Here is a 25,947-nt window from a genome sequence, read left to right as displayed (position 1 = left end):
GATTAATAGTTTGAGTACAAAGAATTGGTATAAAAAAACCCGTTTGATGTACTCAAACGGGTTTTAAAATATGATGATTTACATGCATACCATTAACACATCGCTTGAGAGCAATAATGAAAATGATGATGATGTAATTGATTTGAAATCATTGTTTGGTTTGTTTTATAATTCTTTGATTCGGTTGCAAATATACTAGTTAATTTCATAAAAAAGCAATTTTTAATATAACTTAACGATAGTTTATTGTTAAAAAAAATCTGAAGTACTGTTTTTATTGAAAATTTTCAATTTACGAAAACGTTTTCCGAATCTTTATTAAAAGCCAAAATTACGGTTGTTCCTGCTCCTAGCTCGCTTTCAATTTTAAACTTAATATGAAGCAATTCTGTAATTCTTTTTACAATTGAAAGTCCCAAACCAACTCCTTTAATTTCTGGATGTTCTGTATAATTAGATCTGAAAAATGGATTAAAAATCATTTCTAAATCTTCTTTTGCAATACCAATTCCGTTATCAGAAATTTTACAAACTATTTTACTGTTTTCTTTAAAAAGTAAAATCGAAATTTCTCCATCAGGATTTGTATACTTCAAAGCATTTGAAATAATATTTCTAAGAATTGTAATGATTAGGAAATTATCTGACTGAATATAAAAATCTGTTCCGGCATCAAATTTTACATCGAGTTTTTTGTTTTTTATTTTCTCAGAATTCAGCGTTAAAACATCTAAAATTATTGCATTTAAATAGACTTTTTCGGTATTAATCTGCTGTTTTTGATTATCAAATCTTGCCATTGTTAAAAGCTGATCTACGAGCATATTTAAATGATCAACTTCGTTTATACAATAGTTTATTTTATCTTCGTATTCCCTGCTATCTCTAGGTTTACGAATAAGTACTTCAAGTGTTCCTTTAATAACGGTTAATGGAGTTCTTAATTCGTGTGAAGCATCAGAAGTGAATTGTTTTTCACGTTCAATAGCATCTTCAATTCGGTTTAATAAATTGTTTATGGTTTTGGAGAGAGTGTACAATTCATCGCGTGTTTTGGGCAGCGGAATTCGGGCTTTCAGATTGTCTTTTGTAATGATTTTTGAGGTATTAATTATAGCATTTATGGGCTTAATACTTCTGCCTGCAAAAAATCTGGCCAGAAAAAACAACAATATTGAAATCGCTAAAAAAGACAAAAACATGATATCAAATAAATTATTTAATACCAATTTAGAATCTGACAGCGACATTGCTACAATGATATAACCTATTGGTTTCTTCTGAACGTTTAATTTGACCTGAATTTGTCGAATGGCATGATTGCCCATTTTGGTATCAAACAACTCATAATCTTCTACAGAATCATGAAATTCAAGTGCTTGTGTTTTTAAATTTGGTGCTTTTTCAATAACTTTTTTATTCAAATCTAAAAATTCAACAAATACAGGATTTACATCTACTGTATTGTGTTCACGCTCTTCCCATTCTTCTTCGTCAATAAGAATTACTTTGCCATTTTGTACTTTTATTTCTTCTAAATGGTTCTGAATTTCGACTTTAATATTTTCGTCGATATGACTGTAAACAGTATGTTTTACGATAGAATATATAACCGAAAAAACCACTAAAATCAACAGACCTGTGGTTATAATATAGTTTAAGGCGATTCTGTTTTTAAAGGAAAGCTGGTTCATTTATAAGTCATTAGCGATATAACCTACACTGCGGATGGTTTTGATATAATCTTCTTCTATTTTTAAATTGAGTTTTTTACGAATAGCATTCATAAAAACATCAATTACGCCGGTATCGTATTCAAAATTAATATCCCAAACGTCTTTTAAAATCTGATTTCGTGTGCAGACTTTGCCTTTATTTTGGATTAAATAAGTCAAAAGTTCAAATTCTCTTTGTGTCAAAGCTATTTCTTCATCATTTTTTAAAACGATATGTTTGGAAAGATCAATTTTAATCGTTCCTAATGAAAGTGTTTCGCTTCCGCCCCTATTTCTAAAATGAATTTTAACTCTTTCTACTAATTCTTCAAAACTAAAAGGCTTTTTGATATAATCATTTGCACCTGCTTTCAGACCTTCTATGGTTTCCTGAACGGTATCTTTTGCGGTTAAAAAAATTATGGGTGTTTTTGGGTCTTTAATTCTGATGGCTTTGCATAAATCTAAACCGTTGATTTTAGGGATCATCCAATCGAGTAAAATTAAATCAAATTTATGATTCTGAGTTAATTCAAAAGCTTTTGAGCCATCATTTGCGGTCGTAATTTTATATCCTTCCTCGCGCAGTCCTTGTTCTAAAAACTGAACGATTCCTAACTCATCTTCAACAATTAAAATGTGCATATCGTATTATTTTGATCCAAGATTAGTATCTCTTTTACTCCTCAAAGATATAGATTTTAAGGCTTTTAACCTCTTAAAATCATAACAATAGGTTAAAATACGTAATCTTAAGCAAACATTAAGTATAGAATAAGTAAGGTAAAAGGGTAACTTCATCTGTTGTTAATTAATCGAAATTAATTTTGCAAAAAATAAAATACCATGAGTTCTTTCAAAAAATTATCCCCATTTTATAATCTGGCCATTTTCTATTTTTCTGTAAGTTTTATATTGAGAATTGTTTTGATTTTTCATCCAATAACGCAAAGTTCTTTTAATTTTTTAGAAAGCTTGAAAATCTTTGGTTTAGGATTACTTTCAGATTTTTTTGTTTTCTTGATTGCCTCGGTTTTTCTTTGGCTGTACCTCATTTTTCTTTCAGAATCTAAATACAATAAGCCTTATGGATATATTATTTTAGGATTTTTGGGTTTATTACTTTTATATGTGGCTTCGGGAAAAAGTATTTTTGACGAATACGGAGGGGCTTTGCCCAGAATTGTTTTAATTTTTATAGGATTAAAAACAATTTTATTTACAGCTTTTCTTTTACTGCCAAAATATCGAACCAAACTTAGATTTTGGCTTTATTCGTTTGTCGTTTTTCTATATGTTTTACTAATTCTCCAAAACGGATTGAGTGAATATTTCTTCTGGAATGAATTTGGTGTAAAATACAATTTCATTGCGGTTAATTATCTCATTTACACCAATGAAGTTATCGGAAATATTATGCAGTCTTACCCTGTAATTCCTTTATTTTCGGCTTTATTTCTGGTTAGCGGGATTGTTACTTATTTTATAGTTAAAAGGTCTAAGAATTATCTTAATGAGATTCCTTCTTTTACGGAAAAAGTAAAAATATCTGGAGTTTACTGGCTTTTATTTGTTATTTCACTTGCTGCGATTCCAACTTTGGCGAAGACCGAAAATTCTAAAAATGTATTTGTAAACGAATTGCAGTCTAATGGATTATATAAGTTCTATCTGGCTTTTGAAAACAACAAATTAGATTATTTCAAATTTTATAAAACACTGCCTAATCAGGAAGCTTTTTCTATTTTGAAGAAACAGTTCCCTACTATTTCAGGAGAAAATACAATTCAAAAAATTTCCAGTGATTCTGTTGAAAGTCATAAAAATGTGGTTTTAATTACGATTGAAAGCCTAAGCGCCGATTTCATGAAAACCTATGGAAATCAAGAAAATATAACACCGTTTTTAGACAGTTTATCTCAAAAAAGCCTTCAGTTTACTAATTTGTATGCTGCCGGAAACCGAACTGTCCGCGGACTTGAAGCGGTTACTTTATGCCTTCCGCCAACTGCCGGAGAAAGTGTTGTAAAACGCGAAGACAATAAAAATAAATTTTCTACTGGTTCTGTATTTAAACAGAAAGGATATAACGTAAAATTTATGTACGGCGGAGATGCTTTTTTTGATAATATGCAGGATTTCTATTCTGGCAACGGTTATCAAATTGTCGATAAATCTAGCTTTTCTCCAGAAGAAATCACATTTTCAAATGTTTGGGGCGTTTGTGATGAGGATATGTACAACAAGGCGATTAAAGTGATGAATGCTGAAGCGGGACAAAATAAGCCTTTCTTTAATCATATTATGACTGTGAGTAACCACAGGCCTTTTACTTATCCAAACAATAAAATTGATATTCCTGGCGATATTAAATCTCGTGACGGCGGCGTAAAATATACTGATTATGCGCTCAAAAAATTCTTTGATATGGCTCGAAAACAGCCTTGGTTCAACAATACTGTCTTTGTAATTGTTGCTGATCATTGTGCTTCGAGTGCCGGAAAAACAGAACTTCCGCTTGATAAATACAGAATTCCGGCTTTTATTTATACGCCAAATGAAAAACCTGAAAAATGTAATAAATTAATGTCGCAAATTGATCTTATGCCTACACTTTTTGGATTATTGCATTTTGATTATGACAGTAAGTTTTTCGGACAGGATGTTTTAAAACCTTCTTATAAACCAAGGGCTTTTATTGCTACTTATCAGGATTTGGGTTTAATAAAGGATAATGTTTTGACTATTTTATCGCCTAAACAAGAGGTGAAACAATTTGCTTTAAGATTAAATTCAAAAGATAGTGTTTCATCTGATTTTCAAGTTGAGTACGACGAAATGCCTTTAAAAAAGCACAATATGGATTTGGTTAATGAAACTATTTCTTATTACCAATCTGCTTCGTTTTTATTGAAGGAGAAGAAATATCAGAAGTAAAGTTTTAAATCTCAATTTTTAAAATTCCAAATTCCAATTTAAAAATTGCGGTTAATGGCACGCAGATTTGGCGGGTTTAAACAGATTTTTTATATCTGCACGTGAAATACTGGGCGTAGACGCACTGCTGTGCGTCTCTACATAATATCGTTGTGTATAAAATATATTGACATGAATTGATTGACATAAATTGATTGACATGAATTGATTGACATGAATTGATCGACATGAATTGATCGACATGAATTAATCGTAGAGACGCACAGCAGTGCGTCTACGCAATCTAAATCTACAATCTGAATCAAAATTTTAAGATCCAATTTTTAAAATTCCAAATACCAACTAAAAACAAAAAGCCTCAAATTCTAAATGAATTTGAGGCTTTTTCTTAAAATTTGAAACTTTAAACCTGAAACAAAAATTTAATCATTCTGATTCTTTAATCCGAATAAATCTCCTTTTTTGAACAATAATAAATCGTCTTTTAAAGCCTGGTTATTTCTTTGTGTTACTGCTGGTGAATCTAAATCGCTTAAGTCTGGTTTTCCAGCATTTACCCACGCTGTATACCAAAAACTTGCTGTTGCAGTAATAGCTTTTTTCATTTGGCTTTCCACCATTCCGTTTAACTGATCGTTTAGTTTCTTTGCATATTCATCAGAGAAAATCGGAGTATTGTATTTGCTTTTTAATACTTTTCCGTCTGTATCCATTTTAAAAACCTGATTCTCCGGAGTTGCAGTTCTTAATTTTTTATCGATGTCTAATAATGGCTGCGCTAAACTGTGCGTATCGTTTATCATGTCCCAGATTGCTTTGTGAACATCTGTATAATATTCTGCCTGCGGAACATTTAACTTATAATTTTTAGCGAATAATTCAGGAAGTCTGCTTTCCCAAAGAGAATGAATCCCTTTTTGGTCGCTCAATTGTCCATCATGATTTGCAGAAGTATGTAATGGCATGTGCGCATCACCAATATAATGACCTAAATCTGCAGCAAGAAATAAAATTTCTGCTCTGTTTTTATCTTTAAAAGCTTTAGTTAATTTCGCCATCATATCTTCAATATACCATGGTAAAATCCCGTTATCATTCAGGAATTTAGCATCGTATTTTTTCTTTGCGGCTTCCATTGACTGCGGAATACTGTCTGCAGAACCAAAGTTTTCCATGTCGAAATAATGTCTTGGATTTTCGTCTTTATAGTTTAAAGCATATTTACGAATATCCGGAACAGAAGCTTCCTGTGTAATAAAATCAATGTGGTTGTAAAAGAAAACCTGAAGTTGTTGTGGTAAAGCCATTACAGCTGCTTTATTAATTCTTTCATGGCCTACAATTCCCCATGATAAAGTAAAAAAACCAATAATTAATGCGAAGAATGCGATCAATTTTGGTCTCATTTTGAAGTTTTTCATTTTGTTTTTGTATTTGGAAGGCAAAGTTACCGTATTTAAAGATAATTTAAAAGATTACCCTACAAGAATGTGTTAATTTAACTTTTATTAATTTTTAAACCATCTGAGTAATAATAAGTTTAGGTTAAGAGTTTTTCTTTGTATGTTTGTTTTAGTCTTAAGTTTTATAAATATGCGCCATTTACCTTTGTTTTTTATACTTATTTTTAGTTCTGGTTGTTTTGCTCAGGAAGCCGACATAGAGCTGAAAAACGTTAACGATACTATTTTAAATCCAAAAAGAGTACTTAAAATTTCTGATCCTATTGATGGTGTAAAAACAATGCAAAAGTTGTTTCCGGGAAAGTTATACAAGCTTTCTGATCACAATACTTTTATAAGCTGGAAATGCAAGACTTGTAAACCTTTGCCTTTTACTGATGTCAATGGTGTTGAAGGCGATCAATTGTTTCCTTACAGCGAAGGTGTGGCGACAAGGCTTCTTGCCAATATTGATTATTCTGATTCTAAAGGAAACCAATTCAAAATCTTGGCTTTTAATCATTCATATTATGATGCTGATGGTTTACAAACCGGACGTTTTTCTGGTGGTTTGTTAGGTTTGGCAAAATTTGCTAAAAATGGAAATGCTTGGGAAATGAGATCTTTTCAGCCTGCAGTTGCTGCTTTTGGTGCTTTTTCACAATCTCCAAAACCTAAACTTTTACAAATTGGAGAAGATCAATATGCTTTTACTTTATTACATGTAAATGGCGGTGCAGGCGGACCTTTTGAAGGCTGGTTATACTTAGTCGCTGGTTTTGATGGTAAATATCAGCCTATTATGGAAGTACAAAAATATCAGTTAACAAATGTAGCGAGTGTTGAATGGTCAGGCTCTTATACTGTTGTGAACGATAATACCAAAAAACATTTTAGAGATATTATTATAAAAACGAACGGCTCTTTTAATAAAGCTGCTAAAGCCGAAGATGAATTTGATGTTGATCTTCCTGAAGAAATTGCTGCAATGGCAAAAACTAAAAAGTTATTTAATTTTGAAATTGAAAGACGTTTTTCTTTTAAGGGAAAATCATATAAATTAATTGGTAAACCGGTTGTAAAGTTTTCTAATGTGAAGTAATCTAACGTAGAAAAACAATTGATACTAAACTTAAACCTGCAATAAATATCCAAAGAAAAACTCCTTGAAGTAAAGGCTTTACTCCCACTGATTTTAAAGTGTTTACATTTAAAGTTGCTCCAATTAAAAACAGTGTAATAGTTAAACCAATTTTAGCAAGGTTTACAATATGCGGTGCAACAATCGATACTTGCGGAACGTAAGAATTGATGAGCATTGCCAAAACAAACAATCCAATAAAATAAGGAATCTTTATTTTTGAGTTTTTATTTTTAAAAATAACTGCTGTTAAAAGTGAAATTGGAATAATCCATAAAGCTCTGGCTAGTTTTACAGTTGTGGCAATTTGCAAAGCTTCCGCTCCGTATTTATTTGCCGCACCAACTACAGAACTTGTATCGTGAATAGCGATTGCGCACCATAATCCGAAGTCTTTTTGAGACAAATCAAGTTGATGTCCGATAAATGGGAAAGCAAACAATGCAATTGAATTTAGTATAAATATTACACCTAAAGCAATTGATGTTTGGTTTTCATTTGATTTTATTACAGGTGAAATTGCTGCGATGGCACTTCCGCCGCAAATTGCTGTTCCGCATGAAATTAAATGGGATGTTTTTTTCTCGGTTTTAAGCCATTTCCCAAGCAGAAAACCAAATATTAAGGTGCTGAAAATTGAAAATATAGTTAACACAAATCCTTCTTCTCCTGCTGAAAATGCACTTGATGCGTTCATTCCGAAGCCTAAACCTACTACTGAAAACTGCAATAAAAAAGTTATGGCTTTGCTGTTGAATTCTACAAATGGATTTCCGAATACATTCACTATGATAACGCCAAGTAATAAAGCAACTGGCGGAGAAATTATCGAAAATAGACACAGCAAGATTACGACAGCAAAAATTAATTGCTGTAAAAAATGATTTATTTCAAATAAATGTGATGCGGAATGTTGTTTCGTTTTCAAAATAGAGTAATTGATATTTACTCTGCAAAGTTCCGTTGATTAAATGGAATTCGCCAATCGTAAAATACGATCGACTATAACTTCAAGTTATAATGATTTGCGATATTTTGAATAAACAATTCTGATAAAGGATCTGATTTTCCTAATAAAGTAATAATGTAAAAATGTCTTTCAATAGATAACTTTTCGATATCTAAAACAATTAATTCTTTGTTTTTCAATTCTTTATTTACTGCATGAATGGACATAAAAGCAAAACAATCTGAGTTTAATAAATACGATTTTATACTTTCTGTACTTCCTAACTGCATTTCGATTTGTAAGTCAGAGAATTTTAAACCAACATTTTTAAGCGCAAATTCTATAACTTCAAGTGTTCCTGATCCACGTTCGCGGGTTATGAATTTCATTGATTTTAAATCGTTTACCGAAATTTCATTTTGCTTTACAAATGGATTGTTGCTGTTGCAGACTAAAACTAGTTCGTCTTTTAAAAACGGAATGTATTTTATAGATTGATTTTTTGATTGTCCTTCAACAATTCCAATTTCGATTTCTTTATTGATTAAAGCGTTTTCGATTTGTTCTGTATTTCCGTTTAACAAATTGACTTTTATGTCTTTTTGCTTTTGGTGAAAACGTGCCAAAACTGGAGAAATAATATATTGCGAAATTGTTGTGCTTGCGCCTAATCTCAATAATCCTTGGCGTTCACTGATAAAAGAACTCATTTCAAAATCTATTTCCCGGTAAATTTCGAAAATTCCTTTGGTATGTTTTAGCAGAATTTCTCCGGCTGGAGTTAAAGCAATTTTAGAACCGTTTCGTTCAAAAAGTTTTGTTTTGTAGGTTTCTTCGAGTTCCTGAATGTGTTTTGAAACTGCTGGCTGCGTAATATACAATTCTGTTGCCGCTTTAGTAAAATTAAGGCGGAGCGCAACGGTGTAGAAAACTTTTAGCCTGAAATCCATATATAATTTTTATGCAATTATTGCCAATCTATTGGGAACATTCCCGATTCATTTAACGACAGTACTAATTTATATTTATCTGTTTTTCTATCTCTTCTGTAAATATATACTTTTTTTGAAAATGCTCTTTTTACTAAACTGTCTTCTTTTTGAACATCTATTTTATAAGAATTAAAGTTTGCAAAACCAAATTCGGTTACACTATCACTAACAGTAACCATACCTTTTGCATTCTCGTTAATTTTAGTAATCACAAAATGATAATCTTTTCTGTTTTCTCTTCTTACATTTATATAAACTAAAGAAAAAATAACTAAAAAAAACATTCCAAAGAAAATTAAAATCTTTTTGGGGAACATAGTAAAATCGTTTTTAGAATAAATTTTGGCTCATATTTAGTCCCTACGGGACAAATCTATTGGGGCGTCTATATTTTTTTCTACCGACCTGAAACTCCTAACGGAGTTTTTTTATAATGTTGATCCTTTTGATAAAATTTTATTTAACAAAAAACAGCAAAAAAATTAACGAAGTAAATCTCGTAGAGATTAAATATCGGTAGCAAAACCATTGTTTTAAATTCAATTTTGTCCCGTAGGGACTTCACATAATAATGTATATAAAACTACAATAACCCATTATATTTCCTAACAAACCATTCCGTTGTCAACAAAGCAGCAATCAAAATCAATAACCAAACCCAATCAATTATTGGAGTTTTGGTGGAAATATTTTTCTCGATTGATTTGTATTCTTTGTTTTCTAAAAGTGTATTGATTAAATCTTGTTCTTGATTTTCGAAGAAAGCTTTTCCGTTGGTTTGTAAAGCCAATTGTTTCAGTTTTAAAACATCAGGATTTACAAATTGTTTTTCGATATCAAAATCTAAAATTTCAAAATGACTTGAATATGATGTATTTGAATTTAATTCTTTTACGGTGAAATTATATTTTCCGGCTGTTAATCCTTCTAAATTTACGGAGAACGAATTATTTCCTTTTAATAAATCGTAGTTTTTAGCTTGTTTGGTTTCGGCATTTGTAACGGTAATTGTAAGTCTCGCTTTTTCGTCAAACTCATAATTTTTATTGAAGTATTGGGCGTTGATTACGATTTCTTCTCCTGAATTATAAAAGCTTTCATGTGTTACAACCAATGATTTTTTTGAAGTTGATGTTGCCAAAAACTGAATTATCTTATCTACAAAAACATCGTACTTTTCAAATGACTGATTGTCGATATGACTTTGTAAACGCCATTTCCAGCTGTTTTCTCCTAAAAGAAAAGCGGTTCGTTTTCCTTGGTTTTCGGCGAAAGCCAACAAAGGTGCATTGGTAGAAACGTTTCTGATTTTTGAAGAAAGTAAAACGGATACATTTCCGTTTGTAGAAATTGTTCCGAATGCATTTTGCAATGGCGGGAAGTTTTCAAAACCAATATTATCGATTGCAAACAAATTAAATTGTGGCTGAAACTCTGATAAATAATCTTCAACCTGTCCGCTCATTTTGAAGATTAAATTGTTTTGCTGCTGATTTAGAAAATTAAAATCGGTGTTGTTTCCGGTTATGATAAAGGTATTTCTTCCGGCTGCTTTATTGTTGTCAAAAATTGGTTTGAAAGCATAAGTCGGTTGATATAAAACTAAAACCGAAGCTTCTTGTAACTGATTAATATCATTTGGTTTAACCAAGATTACTTTACGCTGTGCATTAACTTCTATAGATTGTTTTAAGGCCGCAATATCTGGGTGATTTATTGCTGAAACTATTGCAATTGTTGATTTTTGATCGATTATTTCGACTGCAAAATTCTTGATATTATTGTAGCTATTTTTCTCTTTTGCGTTTGATGAAATATTGGCTCTAAAAATTTGTAATCCTACTTTATCTGCAGGTAAAAGCAAATTTAAAGTGGCTGTTTTTTTAGATGGAGAAAAAGAAACTTTCTCTTTTGCAACAACTGAATTTCCCTGCGAAATTGTAAAATCGGCAGTTGTGGTTTTGTCTCCGGCATATTGCAGGAATACTTCAACGGGAAATTTATTTTTGTGGAATGCATATTTATTTACGTTTAGCTGATTTATTTTTAAATCAAAAAACGTCGTTGTATCTCCTACAACCAACGGATAAACTTTATTGGCAGGATCGAATCTGTAAACGTAGTCGTTTCCTGTAGTTTGATTTCCGTCGGTAATAATAACCGTTGGGAAAGTCAGGTTTTTGTTAATGCTTTTTAAATTCTTGGCAACTTCGTCTAAATTGGTTTGTTTTCCTTTGAAATCAAATTTATCTGAGGTTTTAAATTCGTCGTCAAATTGATACGACTGAATTTCGAATTTTTCTTTTAAAGCAGGATTTGAAATTAGCTTTTGGTATAATTCGACTGCTTTTTTATCTGATTTTAAAGCTGTTATTGAACTCGAATTATCAAATGCAATGGCTAATGGTGTTTTGGTTATTTCGAGCGAACTTTTAGAAATTATCGGATTTATCAATAAAACCAATAATCCAAATATGGCCAGAAAACGTAAAAAAGCCAAAAACCAAATCAGATTTGATTTGTTTTTGGCTTTATAAAAGTATTGAAAGTACGACAAACCACCCGCTATTACTAAAGAAAGTAATAATAATAAAATCGTGTTTGTAGTCATATTTTTTTAGTAATTGGAAGATTTAACAATTCAAAGATTTCAAAATAAAATCTTTGAACCTTTGCAACTTAGAACCTCAGTACCTTAAGTAAGCATTCCTCCACAAACATTAAGAACTTGTCCTGTAACGTATGCACTCATATCTGAAGCTAAGAAAAGACAAGCGTTTGCAACATCTTCTGTAGTTCCACCACGTTTCAACGGAATTCCGTCTCTCCATCCTTTTACTACATCTTCTGGTAATTTTGCAGTCATTTCAGTTTCGATAAAACCTGGAGCGATTGCGTTGCAGCGAATATTACGAGAACCTAATTCTAAAGCTACTGATTTTGTAAAACCAATTGCTCCGGCTTTTGAAGCTGCGTAGTTCGTTTGACCTGCGTTTCCAGAAACTCCAACTACAGAACTAATATTGATAATAGATCCTGCACGTTGTTTTAAGAAAGTTTTTTGGATTGCTTTTGTCATATTGAAAACAGATTTCAAGTTAACATCTATAACTTGGTCAAAATCAGCTTCAGACATACGCATTAGTAAGTTATCTTTTGTGATTCCGGCGTTGTTAATTAAAATATCAACTGTTCCAAAATCTGCTAAAACAGCATCTACAAAAGTTTGTGCCTCATTAAAATCGGCTGCGTTAGATTGGTAACCTTTTGCTTTAACTCCTAAACTATTTAACTCAGCTTCAAGAGCTTCTGCAGATGCAGCAGATGAACTGTATGTAAATGCTACGTTTGCTCCGTGTTTAGCAAAAACTTCTGCAATTCCTTTACCAATTCCGCGGCTCGCGCCAGTAATGATTGCTACTTTTCCTTCTAGTAATTTCATATTAAGGTATTCGTTTTTATTTTTCGAATTACAAATATAGAGTATTTGGGCATTTAATAAAATTTGTTTTATAAAAATTGGCTCAGAATTTTCTTTTATTACAAACAAAAAAACAGCTCAAAAAACTGAGCTGCTTCCACCAAAATAAATAAAACTAAAATCTTAACATCAATTTTTAAAGGATATTTTATTTCTACTGATGCTAGTTTTCTTTTTTTCGTTTTAAACGATCATATATTATAGCAATAACTGCAAGAATTATAGAGATATATAAATAGTATCTTAAATACTCATAGTACATCTCATTTATAAATAAAAGCCCTATTCCCCAGATGAAAATGGCAATATTTGCTGGTGTTATATATTTTTTCATACTAATCTATTCTTTAGGATATCTGATTTTAATAAAAAAACAGCTCAAATGAATGAGCTGCTTTCTCCAAAATAAAAATTAAAACTAAAAATTACTATAATTGATATGTTGTTGTTCTAAAGTTATTCGTAGGACTTGTAACTGTATAGATGTTGTTTGTAAACTGGATTTTAAATGCTTCTTTTTTCAAGTAAAGTCCTGCTGCGTTGAAGAATTCATCGTCAAGATTTTTTAAGAATGCCGGAGCCGGAATAAATGCTGATCCGTTATCCCATGAATCGTGAGTTAGAATAATTCGTTTGTTTGTATCATCTGCACTAGTTGTAAAGTTGTGATAAACGCTTGGTCTTCCGCCTGCAAAACGATATTCGATATAGTTACCAAAAGCTGAATTGAAATAAATTTGAATTCTGGTTATTTTTTGGTTTGCTGGTAATGTAGCATTTGCAGCATCAAATAATGTTTTAAAGTATGTTGAAGTTGTTGGCGCTGTGTAAAGGTTTGCAGTAATAAAACTTATAACCATTTGCGGTTTACCATCTAAGAAGTTTTTATAGTCATCTGTAATGATTAAAGGTTTACTAGAATATTTAATTTCAGCCTTAACTCCTCCAGTTCCGGTAGCTGTAAAACTTCCGTCTGCATCATTATACACAAAATTGGTTAATTTTTGTCCGCCTACTTCTACCGCAGGACTTACTACAATTCCTGTTGGCGTATATCCTACACCCATGTTGTAGCTGATAGAGTAACCAGTTTCGATAGAATTTGACTCTGCAAAACGAGTTATTTCGCTAAAAGAAAAATCAAATTTGTGCGTTGTTGTACCGTCAGTAGTTTCTAATAATCTAAAAAGTGGTCTTGTGTCACTTCCAATTACGTTTTCTTCCATTACCAAATTCTGAGGCAGTTTTGCCCAATCATCAGCTGTTGCTTTTACAAAACGAATTTCTGTACCGTTTCTGTTTGCTTTAAAAATGATTTCTCCGTTTTCTTGTCCGTAGTATAAAAACTGAAAATCTCCTAAATATCCTTTGGCTCTTAATGCCGGAATTGGATAACTATCTGAATCTGATAAAAGGTGAATTCTGTTATTTGTTGTAAACGTCAAACTAACTGTACTTCCAAGTTGTATGGCGTATTCACTTTTGTAAACATTAGTATCAGCATCAAAATCAGAAGCCATTTCTACAGTTCCATCTTGTGCAAACTTAAACAAATGTGTGTATCCGCCTAAAACTGTATTATCTGTAAAATAAACCGCTTTCCAACCAAACTGTGATGAAAGTAATGCAGTATTAAGTTCAGATTTTTGATTGTTTAAACGTGTTGTAGGCGTTTCGTCAAATAATTGGTCGGCATCTGTATTGTTATTACAGCTGCTTAAATGCAGTATCAAAATAGCTGCAAATAAATACTTATATATGTTTTTTATTTTCATGATACTTGTGTTAGTTGTTTATTACAGCAGTTGTGTTTTTCTCAGCTTCGTCTCTTAAAGCATAAAAATCCATGTTGAATGCTTCTTTGAAATATTTTACTACCAGCGCTTCTTTTGTTTTTAATGCCTGATATGCAAAAGGGCTTTCGATACCATCTAAAAATGCTTCGTATTCTGCTTTTGTAAAAATTAAAATCATTGAAGCTGTTTCTGCAAAATCTTCATTAATATTAGATCTTGCATAAGATGTAATAAACCCGATTTCGTTTGATTCCGGAATATCATAATTATACCAATCAGCCGTATATCCTACAGGTGTTACTGCAGCCCATGCTTTTTCGTCAAAAGGTTTGTTTTGATTCAAAATATGGATGTACTCGTGTTGGATTGTATGTATAAATTCTGAAACGTTTCCACGATCTGTCTGATCAATATAATCTGTTTCAAACAATGTAACTCGTTGTCCTCCTTCGGCTATACCTAAGGTTCTTGTTCCTACACTGTTTAAGTTTACTCCTCCAACCAGAACAATTTCTCTTGGTGCAATTTTCTTCACGAAATCTGCCCCGCCAACTGTTGAGTAGCTTTTTAACCAAATTTCTTCAACAATTTCAAGTGCCGGCTGTACTTTTTCAACTGATGGCGGAAATAAATAACGGCTGTTATCTACTGTATTTTGGTTCCATTTGTATTGTACATTAATATTAAATGGGTTTAAATATGTAGTTGTAATCCAATTATCTAAGGCTGTTTTTGTTGGCTGTGTAAAGTCTAACTGGCTTTCTCCCGGCTGATCGTCGCTTCCGCATGAAATTAGAGCTGCAGAAACCAAGGCCATAACGATAATTTTATTGTATTTGAATAGTTTCATAAGTTTTTAATTTTAAGATTATCTAGGATTTAATTCGACACCTGTATTTGATGCGTGCAAAGGAATTTGTATTGCTCTGCGGTTGTCATCTTTTACTAATGTGTTTACCGGTTTGTTTGTTGTTTCGTGATTCACTACAATGTTAAAACGTTTTACATCAAACCATCTCATTCCTTCGTGTATAAAATCTCTACGTCTTGTTTCTGCAATTGCTTTTACGTATGATGTTTGTACTGGCGTCATTGTGTAGAATGGCGTGTATTCATCTGCAATTACAGGATATTTTGCTACCACTTTTGCTTCTGTAACTTTGTCTGTTGGCACATATCCTACAGTTCTTGTTGATAGAAAATATTCTAACTCGTCGTTTGCTGTTGCAATATCTCCTTTCATTACGTGAGCTTCGATTCTGTTTAAGAAAAACTCATCATTACTTAATAAAACTTCTGCAACATATGGATCTCCAATTCCTGCTGTTACATTTGAATATTTGAAATATTCATAAAATTTAGGGAGAAATACTGTAATACTGCTGTTTGATGAGTAAAAATTGTATAACCAAGGTTTATTAAACAAACTTGTTGCTGTACCAAAAATATCTGGATATCTTGCTCCCGAAAGGTAAAAACGGTTTGAATAGTAAGATCTGCTTACGATTGAATTTGCTGAAACGATTAATAAATTTGTTTCGGCATCGCTGCTTGCGTAAGCTAATCTTTGGTCAACGGCACTAAGTAAATCATAAGATGCAAAATCTCTTAATTTTCCTACTGGTTTTGAACCTAAATCGCTTGTTAATTCAAGTACTCTGTCCCAGTCACCTTTTATTAAATAAAATCTGCTGGCAAAAGCTTTTGAAGCACTTACGTTGAAGTGAAATTTCGGTTGTTTGTAATCGTTTGTTACGATTTTTAAACCGTCTTCGATATCTTTTTCAATAAAGTCAAAAACTTCTTTTACAGTATTACGTTTGTATTTTGTTACTAATTCTGTTTCTGGTTTTGTAACGTAAGGAATTCCTAAATCTGATGCAGCAGTTGCAGGATTATAACGTTTTGACCAAAGTGAAACCAGCATAAAATGAGAATAGGCTCTTGCAATTAATGCTTCTCCTTTTTGCGGATTTAAACTTGCCGGGCTTCCTAAATCTTCAATTGCTTCAAGTGCTTTATTAGCGTGTGCAATTGCAGTGTAGCAGGCATCCCAATAGTAAGCCTGAGTGTCTATATCTGTTGTTTCTGTTTGAATATCCCAGTTATAACTTTGCTCATTTTTTCTTAATGTTTCCGGCATTCCGCTGTCAAAAACATTATCTGACATTGTTTCTGCAATATCAAAATAACTCATTTGCGGATAGGCTTGAACTAGTAATTCTGAGATTTTTGCAGGTGTGTCAATTTCTGTTCTGTTATCTGGTTTTTCCGAAAGGAAATCATCACAGCTAGTAATACTTATTAGTATTAATAGGGATAAAGCTATTTTTAAGTTTTTCATGTTTCTGACTATTATAATGAAAGGTTTAAAGTAAAGGTGTATTGAGATGTTACTGGTAAAGCAACTCCTCCAGAATTACGAAACTCAGGATCCTGACCGTTTAATCTTTTATCAGAGTAAAGTAACCAAGGATTAACTGCAGAACCTTTTAATGTAAAAGTGCTTAGTCCTAATTTTTTCTTGAAATCTTTAGGAAATTCCCAGCTTAATGAAATGTTTTTCAAACGAATGAAATCACCATCTGCAATACGAGCATCTGAATAGTTATAAGTATTGTAAGCTCTTGCAAGTGTACGTTCTCCACCATAATTAGCATTTAAACGTCTGTCTGCAATAACCGGAATATTTGTAATATTCTCATCTCCAGGATTGATCCAACGGTTTGTAAAATCTTTTGTAAATACTGTTAAATCATCATAAGTACTATCATACACAGGGTTTAAACGAACTTTGTTTCCTCCTGATCCAACAAAAAACACATACAATGACCAGTTTTTATAAGTAAATGTGTTTGCTAAACCTATCGATTTGTTTGGCTCGATTGATCCTTCATATTTAAGATATTTCGTAACATTTAAGTTATCCTGAAAGTTAGCATCTGTAATATTATTTTCTGCTCCGTCTTGTAAAATAAAGGTTGGAAGACCTTGATTGTTTAAACCTGTAAATTGGTAAGAATACAATGAGTTTCTTGGGTGCCCAACTGTGTTTCCTCCGTTTGGATCAATTAAGTCGAATGCCGTTGGTGTGTTTTCTAACTTCGTAATTTCCTGGTGATATACCGAAAAGTTCAGTGTTGTAGACCATTTAAAATCTTGGTTGTCAATATTTTTAGTTGTAATACCAACCTCTAAACCTTTAGTTTCCATATCGGCATTGTTTCCTTGTCTGATTCTTTGTCCTCCAATTCCTGAAGTAATTACATAATCAACTAAGTCAAATGCTTTACGACGGTAAATATCAGTTGTTAACTGTACTCTATTATTGAACATTCCAAGGTCAAGACCAATGTTTGTTTCAAATTGTTTTTCCCAAGTTAAATCACTGTTTTGTAATTCGTCAATTCTAATTCCAGTTTCTCTGTCATCAAGACCAAAACGATCTGTAATAGCACTTTTGTAAATTGCCAATGAGTTTGTTGCAGGTCCTGCAGTAGCTGTTAAACCGTAAGAAGCTCTAACTGCCAATGTATTTACTGACTCAACGTTTTTCATGAAGCTTTCTTCGGCAACGTTCCATTTTCCACTAAAAGTATACGTTGGTAACCATCTTGAAGAATCGCTGTTTCCTTGTCTGTTTGATCCGTCATAACGTCCTGTTACAGAAGCTGTATAACGACGATCGTATGTGTATCCAATTTTTCCGAAGAAACCTACTGTTCTTTCTTTTTCTTCATTAAATCCGTAGTAAGAATCTCCACCATTAATGATTTTTTCAATGATTCTTGGATCTGTAAAAGCTGTTAAACCTCTGTCGTATTGTAAACCTGCAGCGGTAAATTGATCGCTTGTTCTGTCTACAACTCTCATCTCTGTTCCAAATAAACCTTCTACTTCGTGTTTATCTGCGAAAACATTTCTATAGTTAACACTATTTCTTAAGTTATAAGATGTCATGTCGTTTGTAAATTTTCTTAAGAAACCTCCATTTGGTAAAACAGAAACTTTTGGCGCTGTTAAATCATTTGGATCCTGGTATAAGAAAATATTCTGATCTCTTACTAATGTGTTTACACCATCTTCTCCATCTGGAGTTCCAGCTTTGTAAGCACCCACTACGTTTGAGTTTTCTAAAATTTTATGTTCGCGGCTTGTGTTTGCGTAACGTGCTGAACCTGTTAAGTTATACGTTAAATGCGGCGTAATTTTATAATCAAGATCTAACTGGAAACGGATATCTTTTACTTCGATTTCCATGTAGTTGTTTTTCAACTCATTGATGATATTCATTTTAGCCCAGTTGTTTCTGTAGTATTCTAAGTTTCCATTTTCGTCATAAGGACGTAATGTTCTACTTGTGTTTAATACATAGTTAAACGGGTTGATATCGAAATCACGAGTTACTTTTCCAAAAACTACGTCTTTCTCACTTTCGTAACTTCCAGGAGCGCCCTGATCACGAATAGAGGCCAATGTAGATAATGTAATATTCAATTTATCGTTTACATAAAATGTTCCTTTAATATTACTTGAAATTTGTTTTACATCATCAGCAATTGTCCATCCCGGATCTGTATAATATCCTAAAGATGCGTAGAATGTGTTGTTTTTTCCACCACCAGAAAAACTTAAAGAGTGGTTTTGTGTAATAGATGGTCTAAACAAAACACCAAACCAGTCTGTATTTGCTAATTCGTATTTTTTCAAGAAATTGTTACGGCTTACAGGATCATTGTTTACTAAATATCCTCCAGTTTCTGGTACGTAAGTGTTGATTGCTCTCCCTAAAATGTTATAAGCTCCACCGTATCTTCCGTTTACTGTTGAAGGTAAATCTAAATATCCTTTTTGTTCCATTTCTTTTAAAATACTCATAGATTCCTGAGAATTTAAAATATCATATTGGCTGTAGTTTGGCACCGCTCTAACAGTTTGCTCTAAACCGTAAGTAATTTTTAAAGGAGCATCTCTACGACCTTGTTTTGTTGTTACAACCACAACTCCGTTTAATGATCTTGAACCATAGATAGAAGTTGCCGATGCATCTTTAAGGATCTCAATGCTTTGAATATCATTTGCATTTAAACCTGCTACAGATGAACTTAATAATGTTTCTGAGTTTCCAGATGCTAAATCTGCAAATGACATATTGATAATATCTTCCTGAACTACACCATCAATAACCCATAATGGTTTTGTATCTCCAAAGATAGAAGACGATCCACGAACTGTAATTTTTGGAGCTGTACCAAATGTTCCTGTAACGTTTTGTACTGTAACCCCTGCTGCTTTACCTTCAATCATTCTGCTTACGTCAACAACACCATCCACTTTTAATTCGGCACCAGAAATTTTACTGATTGCTCCTGTAAAGGTTCTTTTTGATGTTTTTTCGTAACCTGTTGTTACTACAACTTCTTTTAAGTTTTGTCCTACTTCACTAAGTACTACGGTTGGTGTAGTATTTTCTATACCAATTTCTTTCGTGTCCATACCTACGTAAGAAATGATAAGTCCTGTTGAATTTGCAGGCATTTCGATAGAAAAATTACCATCAAAATCTGTTAATACTGCTATTTTAGTACCTTTTGCCATAACTGTAGCTCCAGGAAGCGGGCTTCCTGACTGGTCTGTAACTTTACCTTTGATAATTGGACCTGCAGTTAATACTTCAAAAAGTGTATCATGGTTATCAGCACTTGCAAATGGATCTGCGCTGGCAGTTTTTTGCAAAATAATCTGATTGCTTACTTCTGAAAATGTAATATTAAATGGAACCAGAACTCTGCTCAATATACTTGAAAGCGTTTCCTGATTGGCCTCTATACTTACTTTGTTACTCAACTGAGGAAGTCTTGAGTTATACGAAAACTTTACATGTGCAGACTTTTCAATTTTAGACAAAGCATTATCAAGAGTCAAATTTTCAACTGTAATTGTAACTTTGGTATCTAATTTCTTTTGCCCATTTACATTATTTGCCACTGCAAAGCTTGAAAACACAAGTGCTAAGACAAACTGAAATAGTGTTATTTTCATGATTCTATGGAGTAATCGTTGTTTAACAACTGGTTTTTTCATAATTTTGATTTGTTTTGATTAATACTGATTCGAGTGTATTTTAAGAAACGTATGAATAACTCTTTACAGAGAGAAATTCGATTTAATGAAGTGTCGATAATGTTACAGCATTTCGGCACTTTTTTTATGGTATTCACTTTTACATAGGCATTTAGTTATTTCTGGTTGAGTTTAGTTTTTGGTTGAGTTTAGTTTTTGGTTGTTATTTTGGTGAAATAAATTACATTTCTTCCAAGAAATGAAAGGCTTTACTTCGAAAAATTAATTATTAGAAACAAGGGTATTTTTGGTGTAATTACAGTTACACTAAAAAAGATTAATTACAACCGTCTGAGGTAATAATTATTTGGTTCCCATTCATTTCAAAACTGGTATTATTGCCTATGCTTTTACAGACAATTTTTAGTTTTTCTGTTAAAGGCTGATCACTTAATGATGTCGTTAAGTGGCAGTCAGTTAATTTATTTTTTGGATAATCGATATTTACTAAGTAAGCCTGCTCTATTGTTTCAAAAATCTGCGAAACCGGAATATCATTAAATTCAAAACTCAACTGTTCGATGTTTCCAACACTTTGAGTTAAAGCTGCATCCTGAGTAATATTGGTAATTTTATTAAACTTTAAATCGCTTCGCAAAAATCGTAATGCCTGATTAGGCAGTAAGATAATTTCTTCTTCATCAGATTTAGAAACCAGTTCATTTGACTTTACCTTAACTTTACCGGTGCGAACAAGAATTTCTACATCAGGCTGGTCAGAATAAGCTTTAACTCTAAAACTAGTTCCAACAACCTTGGTAACAATTTCGTTTGCATAAACGAAGAATGGTTTGTGGGGATTTTTACTAATTTCAAAGAAACCTTCGCCGGATAAATACACCTTTCTTTCGTTTCCGGTAAAGATTTTAGGATAACTTAATTTACTGTTAGGCTGCAGTAATACAGAACTGCCGTCTGATAAGGTAATAATTTGAGGTTTGTCAGAATTATTAGTTTGCTCAACTAATCCTTCGCTGTTTTCGTCAATAAGTTCTTTATAGGTTACAACGGTACTTTCGGTTTTAAAATAGCTGTTATAAAACCAAACAGCCATAAAAGCAAAAAACAATGTTGCTGCTACGCCAGACAGAAATTGTCTGCGGAAAAACTTAACTTTTAAATTTTCTAAAGTTTTTTGATTTTCTTTATCTCGAACTTTGATCCAGGTATTGTGCAACGCCCTGTGAATATCAGAGCTTGAAAGATTGTTTTCGGGAACTTTCATTGCCAGAAGCAGTAATCGTGCATCTTCAACTAATTTAGCACGCTGGCGGCTTTCTAAAGTCCACTCTTCCCAGCCATCTTCATCAATTTTGGATAAAACCCACGATTGGAATGATTCATCAGATAAAAAATCTTCTATTTCGGTATATTTATTACGTTTTTGCATCTAAAAAATAAGGTTACAAAAACATAGAGGACAGCTTTCTTATTATATACTCACCAAATTATGATTTTTTTTAAGTTTTTTTAACTTTTTTTAAAGAGTGCTTGAAAATAGTAGTGTGATTAAGGCAAAACTACCCTTCCATTCTTTACGAAGAGTCAGTAAACCACGGTGCAGTAAATTACTTGCCGACTGATAATTAACATCCAGCATTTCTGCAATTTGTTCTACAGATAAACCTTGGTGATAACGTAAATAAAGTGCTTCTTTTTGTCTGGCAGGTAATTCGTTAAGTAATTTGTTTAGATATATTACTTTTTCCTTCGCTGCATAATCGTCGTCCAGAAGTTCGTTTTCTACAGAAAATTCTAAAAGAAAAGCAATCGCATCTGTACTTGCCGTTTTTCTAAAAATATGATCACGTTCATACAAACGGGCAATTCTTTTTCGAACGCTCGATAATAAATAAGCTTTTACCACTACTGATTCCTGCAGGGAATTGCGATAAACCCAAATATCTGTAAAAACATCCTGAATACAATCTTGTACTTTTTCGGCGTATGGAGAAAGGGAATTTCCATAATTTACAAGATCACTATAGTATCTTTCGAACAATAACGAAAATGATTTTTCATCTCCATCTATTAAGTTATTCCAAAGTGTATTGTCATCAATAGCATTGATCGGCAGGATTCGCGTCTTCATATTTTGGGGGGCTTATAGTTCTGCAAAGGCAATGTTCCTTAATGCAGAGAATACATTATTTTAACATTATCATTTACTTTTGTTCGATAAATATATAAAAGCAAAAACTTAAAAACAATTATTTTACACAAAAGAGACAGTTTCCTAATATGGAAAACTGCCTCTTTGGTTGATATAACTGGGTTCTTAAGGAAATGTTAAAATTATTATTTAACTAAAATTAATCCATAAAATATAAGATTTATCTTAATTAAATAGAATTGCATTTTATATAAAATCTATACATAGAGGTTTTAAAACAAAAAAGCCCTGCTAAGTTCTAGCAAGGCTTTTCTATATTTATTAAGTTCAGCTTAAAAAGCCACATTCCATCTTGGTAATTTTGCATTTTCATCTAAGAAATTTTGCAAAACCTGTCCTTCAACTGCAGTTGGAATTGCTTTTACATCTGCATTAAAAGTTTCGTACCAAACTACTTCAAGAACAGAAATATTCTCTAATTTCATTTGAGCCGGCCATGAATATTTTCTTCCTGTTTTAGCAAATTGGTGTCCGTTTACAATTTTATCGTATAATCCGCCATTTTTGCTTTTTAGCGTTCCATCATTTTGAACAGTTCCTGTAGAACCTACCATGATTAATTCTTTTGCATCTCCGTCAATTTCATAAACTACAAAGATTCCAGCACTTCCTTCCGGAGCATTGCAAACTTCTTCTAAACTATCATTTACAGTAAAAGTAAAACTATTACTTGCTTTAAACTTTTCTAATTCTTTACTCATCATTTCTTTTTTAAGTTTCTAAGATACTGAGGTGCTAAGATTCTAAGTTTTTTCTTTTTGCGCCTCAGCCTTTAAAATGTAAAAAAGTCTCAACAAAATATTGAGACTTTTTGGAATTTGTTATTTTGAATATTTGGAGATTATCCTAATACTTCTTTTACTTTTTTACCAATTTCAGCTGGTGAATCAACAACGTAAATTCCGTTGTCTCTCATAATTTGTTTTTTAGCAGCAGCTGTATCATCAGAACCACCAACAATAGCACCTGCGTGACCCATTGTTCTACCAGCAGGAGCAGTTTCTCCAGCGATAAAACCAATAACTGGTTTACGGTTACCATCAGCTTTTACCCATCTTGCAGCATCAGCTTCTAATTGACCTCCAATTTCACCAATCATAATGATCGCTTCAGTTTCTGGATCGTTCATTAATAATTCAACAGCTTCTTTAGTTGTAGTTCCAATGATTGGATCTCCACCAATACCAATAGCTGTAGTAATTCCTAAACCTTGTTTTACAACCTGGTCAGCAGCTTCGTAAGTTAAAGTTCCAGATTTAGAAACGATACCAACTGTTCCTTTTTTGAAAACGAAACCTGGCATAATACCAACTTTAGCTTCTCCCGGAGTGATAACACCTGGACAGTTTGGACCAATTAATCTAGAATTTCTTTCTTTAACATAATTATTTGCTTTAATCATATCTGCTACAGGAATTCCTTCTGTAATAGCAATAATTACTTTAATTCCGGCATCAGCAGCTTCCATAATTGCATCAGCAGCAAAAGCTGGCGGAACAAAAATGATAGAAGTATCAGCTCCGGCTTGATCTACAGCATCTTTTACTGTATTAAAAACCGGACGGTCTAAATGGCTAGTTCCTCCTTTTCCCGGAGTAACACCACCAACAACATTAGTACCGTACTCAATCATTTGAGAAGCGTGGAAAGTACCTTCGCTTCCTGTAAATCCCTGAACAATTATTTTGGAATCTTTATTAACTAAAACACTCATGATATATATTTTATGTAGTTTTTAAAATTGTGTTGCAAAAATAAGGTTTTGTAATGTAATTTGCCTCTTTTATTGTCAAAAAAATATTAAGAAAATTGACTCATTTGATAACCTCTATAAAGCTTATCATCTTTTATTTGCCAAATCGTTGAAAAATGCGCCAATAACATTTCCTCACGCGGATTCTCGATTGTTTTTACATAATGAGAATAACGTACTGAAACTAAGTCATCTTCGGCAAGAATGTGGCTGATTCTAACTTTAGAACGCACATAAGCTCTGCTGAGTTCATTTGTTAATTCAACTATAGCATTATGATCTAACTGAATAAAACCTTTCGTACTGTTCCATTCAATGATTACCTCTGGATGCAGATACGTTTTTAAAATTTCACTATCAATTAAGGCATCCGACTTATAAAATTTTTGAACAAACTCTTTTATAGACATATTACTTCAATTTATTTAGAATTTCAGGAATCTTTTTGATATTGGCTAATTGTTTTAACTTTTCTCTTGATTCTTCAATTGGAGTTCCAAAATAGGATTTTCCTCCTTCAACCGATTTAGTAACTCCAGTTTGTCCCATAATAACAGCCTTCGCTCCTATCGTAATACCGCTGGTTGTTCCAACTTGTCCCCAAATTGTAACTTCATCTTCAATAACAACACAGCCTGCAATACCAGTCTGTGAGGCAATTAGACATTTTTTTCCGATAACAGAATCGTGTCCAACATGCACTTGATTGTCGATTTTTGTACCTTCTTTAATTGTAGTGTCTCCCGTAACTCCTTTGTCAATTGTACAAAGTGCTCCAATCCCAACATTATCTTCAATTACAACTCTTCCGCCAGAAATTAACTGATCGAAACCTTCCGGACGTTTTTTATAATAAAAAGCATCTGCGCCTAGAATAGTTCCGGCATGAATAATCACGTTATCACCAATTACGGTATGATCGTAAATAGAAACATTAGAGTGAATCAAACAGTTTTTTCCGATTTTTACATGATTACCAATAAAACTATTAGGCTGAATTACAGTCCCTTCTCCAATACTAGCTGAAGATGAAATCGCAACATTTGCAAATTGGAATGGTTTAAAATGTCTCGTTAAAGTATTAAAATCTCTGAAAGGATCATCAGAAATTAAAAGAGCTTTACCTTCTGGGCATTCAACCTTTTTATTTATTAAAACAATTGTTGCTGCAGATTGTAAAGCTTTGTCATAATATTTTGGATGGTCAACAAAAACAATATCACCTGGTTCTACAACATGAATTTCGTTCATGCCTAAAACCTCAAAGTTTTTGTCACCAATAAATTCGCAGTTAAGCAAATTTGCAATTTCTTCTAAAGAGTGAACTTTTGGAAATTTCATATTTTTTAATTAGAAAATTTGTCAATTAGAGAATGTGTCAATTAGAAAATGAGTCAGTTAGGAATGAATGTTCAAATTGTCGATTCACACATTATCTAATTGAC

The 25,947-nt window shown here is 32.5% G+C and carries 20 protein-coding genes; 2 read left to right on the top strand and 18 right to left on the bottom strand.

All coding sequences use genetic code 11. The features are described from left to right. Positions 1 to 287: 287 nt before the first annotated feature. Together B3C18_RS01475 and B3C18_RS01470 are read right to left on the bottom strand one after the other, a co-directional pair. Complete coding sequence (locus tag B3C18_RS01475; RefSeq protein ID WP_291141260.1) at positions 288 to 1,694, bottom strand: sensor histidine kinase; 1,407 nt, start codon at positions 1,692 to 1,694, stop codon at positions 288 to 290. After that, positions 1,695 to 2,360 carry a response regulator transcription factor gene (locus tag B3C18_RS01470; RefSeq protein ID WP_291141256.1) on the bottom strand — a complete coding sequence of 222 codons (666 nt, stop codon included), beginning with the start codon at positions 2,358 to 2,360 and terminating at the stop codon, positions 1,695 to 1,697. A gap of 201 nt (positions 2,361 to 2,561) precedes the next feature. Between B3C18_RS01470 and B3C18_RS01465 the strand changes: the two genes are divergently transcribed. Continuing rightward, entirely contained in the window at positions 2,562 to 4,652 is a 2,091-nt protein-coding gene (locus B3C18_RS01465) for an LTA synthase family protein (RefSeq protein WP_291141253.1), read from the top strand. A 422-nt stretch (positions 4,653 to 5,074) separates the two neighbouring features. On the opposite strand, the gene B3C18_RS01460 is transcribed toward B3C18_RS01465, so the two are convergent. Then, positions 5,075 to 6,073: a zinc dependent phospholipase C family protein gene (locus B3C18_RS01460; RefSeq protein ID WP_291141250.1), complete on the bottom strand. Its 999-nt coding sequence runs from the start codon at positions 6,071 to 6,073 to the stop codon at positions 5,075 to 5,077. Positions 6,074 to 6,245: 172 nt separating this feature from the next. Between B3C18_RS01460 and B3C18_RS01455 the strand changes: the two genes are divergently transcribed. Continuing rightward, positions 6,246 to 7,196: a hypothetical protein gene (locus B3C18_RS01455; RefSeq protein ID WP_291141247.1), complete on the top strand. Its 951-nt coding sequence runs from the start codon at positions 6,246 to 6,248 to the stop codon at positions 7,194 to 7,196. Position 7,197: 1 nt separating this feature from the next. Here B3C18_RS01455 and B3C18_RS01450 read toward each other — a convergent pair whose 3' ends face one another. From B3C18_RS01450 to B3C18_RS01380, 15 genes are all read right to left on the bottom strand, one after another. After that, positions 7,198 to 8,163, bottom strand: coding sequence for a YeiH family protein (locus B3C18_RS01450; RefSeq protein WP_291141242.1), 966 nt, complete (start codon positions 8,161 to 8,163; stop codon positions 7,198 to 7,200). Between the two features lie 74 nt (positions 8,164 to 8,237). Beyond that, on the bottom strand, positions 8,238 to 9,134 hold the full coding sequence (locus B3C18_RS01445) for a LysR family transcriptional regulator (RefSeq protein ID WP_291141239.1): 897 nt from the start codon (positions 9,132 to 9,134) through the stop codon (positions 8,238 to 8,240). A gap of 17 nt (positions 9,135 to 9,151) precedes the next feature. Further along, positions 9,152 to 9,493, bottom strand: a complete 342-nt coding sequence (locus B3C18_RS01440; protein WP_291141236.1) for a hypothetical protein — start codon at positions 9,491 to 9,493, stop codon at positions 9,152 to 9,154. Between the two features lie 266 nt (positions 9,494 to 9,759). After that, positions 9,760 to 11,787 (bottom strand): hypothetical protein, encoded by a 2,028-nt coding sequence (locus tag B3C18_RS01435; RefSeq protein ID WP_291141233.1) that lies wholly within the window; start codon positions 11,785 to 11,787, stop codon positions 9,760 to 9,762. A gap of 84 nt (positions 11,788 to 11,871) precedes the next feature. Beyond that, positions 11,872 to 12,618, bottom strand: a complete 747-nt coding sequence (gene fabG, locus B3C18_RS01430; RefSeq protein ID WP_073481292.1) for a 3-oxoacyl-[acyl-carrier-protein] reductase — start codon at positions 12,616 to 12,618, stop codon at positions 11,872 to 11,874. Between the two features lie 467 nt (positions 12,619 to 13,085). Then, complete coding sequence (locus B3C18_RS01425) at positions 13,086 to 14,432, bottom strand: DUF4302 domain-containing protein (protein WP_291141229.1); 1,347 nt, start codon at positions 14,430 to 14,432, stop codon at positions 13,086 to 13,088. 10 nt (positions 14,433 to 14,442) lie between these two features. Then, the gene (locus B3C18_RS01420; RefSeq protein ID WP_073481299.1) at positions 14,443 to 15,303 is read right to left on the bottom strand and encodes a substrate import-associated zinc metallohydrolase lipoprotein; all 861 of its coding nucleotides are present in this window, start codon (positions 15,301 to 15,303) and stop codon (positions 14,443 to 14,445) included. Positions 15,304 to 15,321: 18 nt separating this feature from the next. Continuing rightward, a complete protein-coding gene (locus B3C18_RS01415) occupies positions 15,322 to 16,797 on the bottom strand; it encodes a RagB/SusD family nutrient uptake outer membrane protein (protein WP_073481301.1) in 1,476 nt (491 codons plus the stop codon). 11 nt (positions 16,798 to 16,808) lie between these two features. Next, positions 16,809 to 20,537 (bottom strand): SusC/RagA family TonB-linked outer membrane protein, encoded by a 3,729-nt coding sequence (locus tag B3C18_RS01410; RefSeq protein WP_291141222.1) that lies wholly within the window; start codon positions 20,535 to 20,537, stop codon positions 16,809 to 16,811. A 316-nt stretch (positions 20,538 to 20,853) separates the two neighbouring features. Next, positions 20,854 to 21,966 carry a FecR family protein gene (locus tag B3C18_RS01405; protein ID WP_073481305.1) on the bottom strand — a complete coding sequence of 371 codons (1,113 nt, stop codon included), beginning with the start codon at positions 21,964 to 21,966 and terminating at the stop codon, positions 20,854 to 20,856. Between the two features lie 90 nt (positions 21,967 to 22,056). After that, a complete protein-coding gene (locus tag B3C18_RS01400; RefSeq protein WP_291141217.1) occupies positions 22,057 to 22,668 on the bottom strand; it encodes an RNA polymerase sigma factor in 612 nt (203 codons plus the stop codon). A gap of 353 nt (positions 22,669 to 23,021) precedes the next feature. Beyond that, positions 23,022 to 23,450, bottom strand: coding sequence for a hypothetical protein (locus B3C18_RS01395; protein ID WP_053471431.1), 429 nt, complete (start codon positions 23,448 to 23,450; stop codon positions 23,022 to 23,024). A 140-nt stretch (positions 23,451 to 23,590) separates the two neighbouring features. Next, positions 23,591 to 24,463 (bottom strand): succinate--CoA ligase subunit alpha, encoded by an 873-nt coding sequence (sucD, locus tag B3C18_RS01390; RefSeq protein WP_053471430.1) that lies wholly within the window; start codon positions 24,461 to 24,463, stop codon positions 23,591 to 23,593. Between the two features lie 86 nt (positions 24,464 to 24,549). Beyond that, entirely contained in the window at positions 24,550 to 24,912 is a 363-nt protein-coding gene (locus B3C18_RS01385) for a nuclear transport factor 2 family protein (protein WP_291141210.1), read from the bottom strand. 1 nt (position 24,913) lies between these two features. Then, positions 24,914 to 25,843: a UDP-3-O-(3-hydroxymyristoyl)glucosamine N-acyltransferase gene (locus B3C18_RS01380; protein WP_291141207.1), complete on the bottom strand. Its 930-nt coding sequence runs from the start codon at positions 25,841 to 25,843 to the stop codon at positions 24,914 to 24,916. Positions 25,844 to 25,947: the final 104 nt, after the last annotated feature.

The sequence above is a fragment of the Flavobacterium sp. UBA7680 genome (genome assembly GCF_002482975.1).
In the GTDB taxonomy this organism is placed as follows: domain Bacteria; phylum Bacteroidota; class Bacteroidia; order Flavobacteriales; family Flavobacteriaceae; genus Flavobacterium.
The sequence above is the reverse complement of the archived record's forward strand: the minus strand, read 5'-3'. Positions and strand labels throughout refer to the sequence as shown.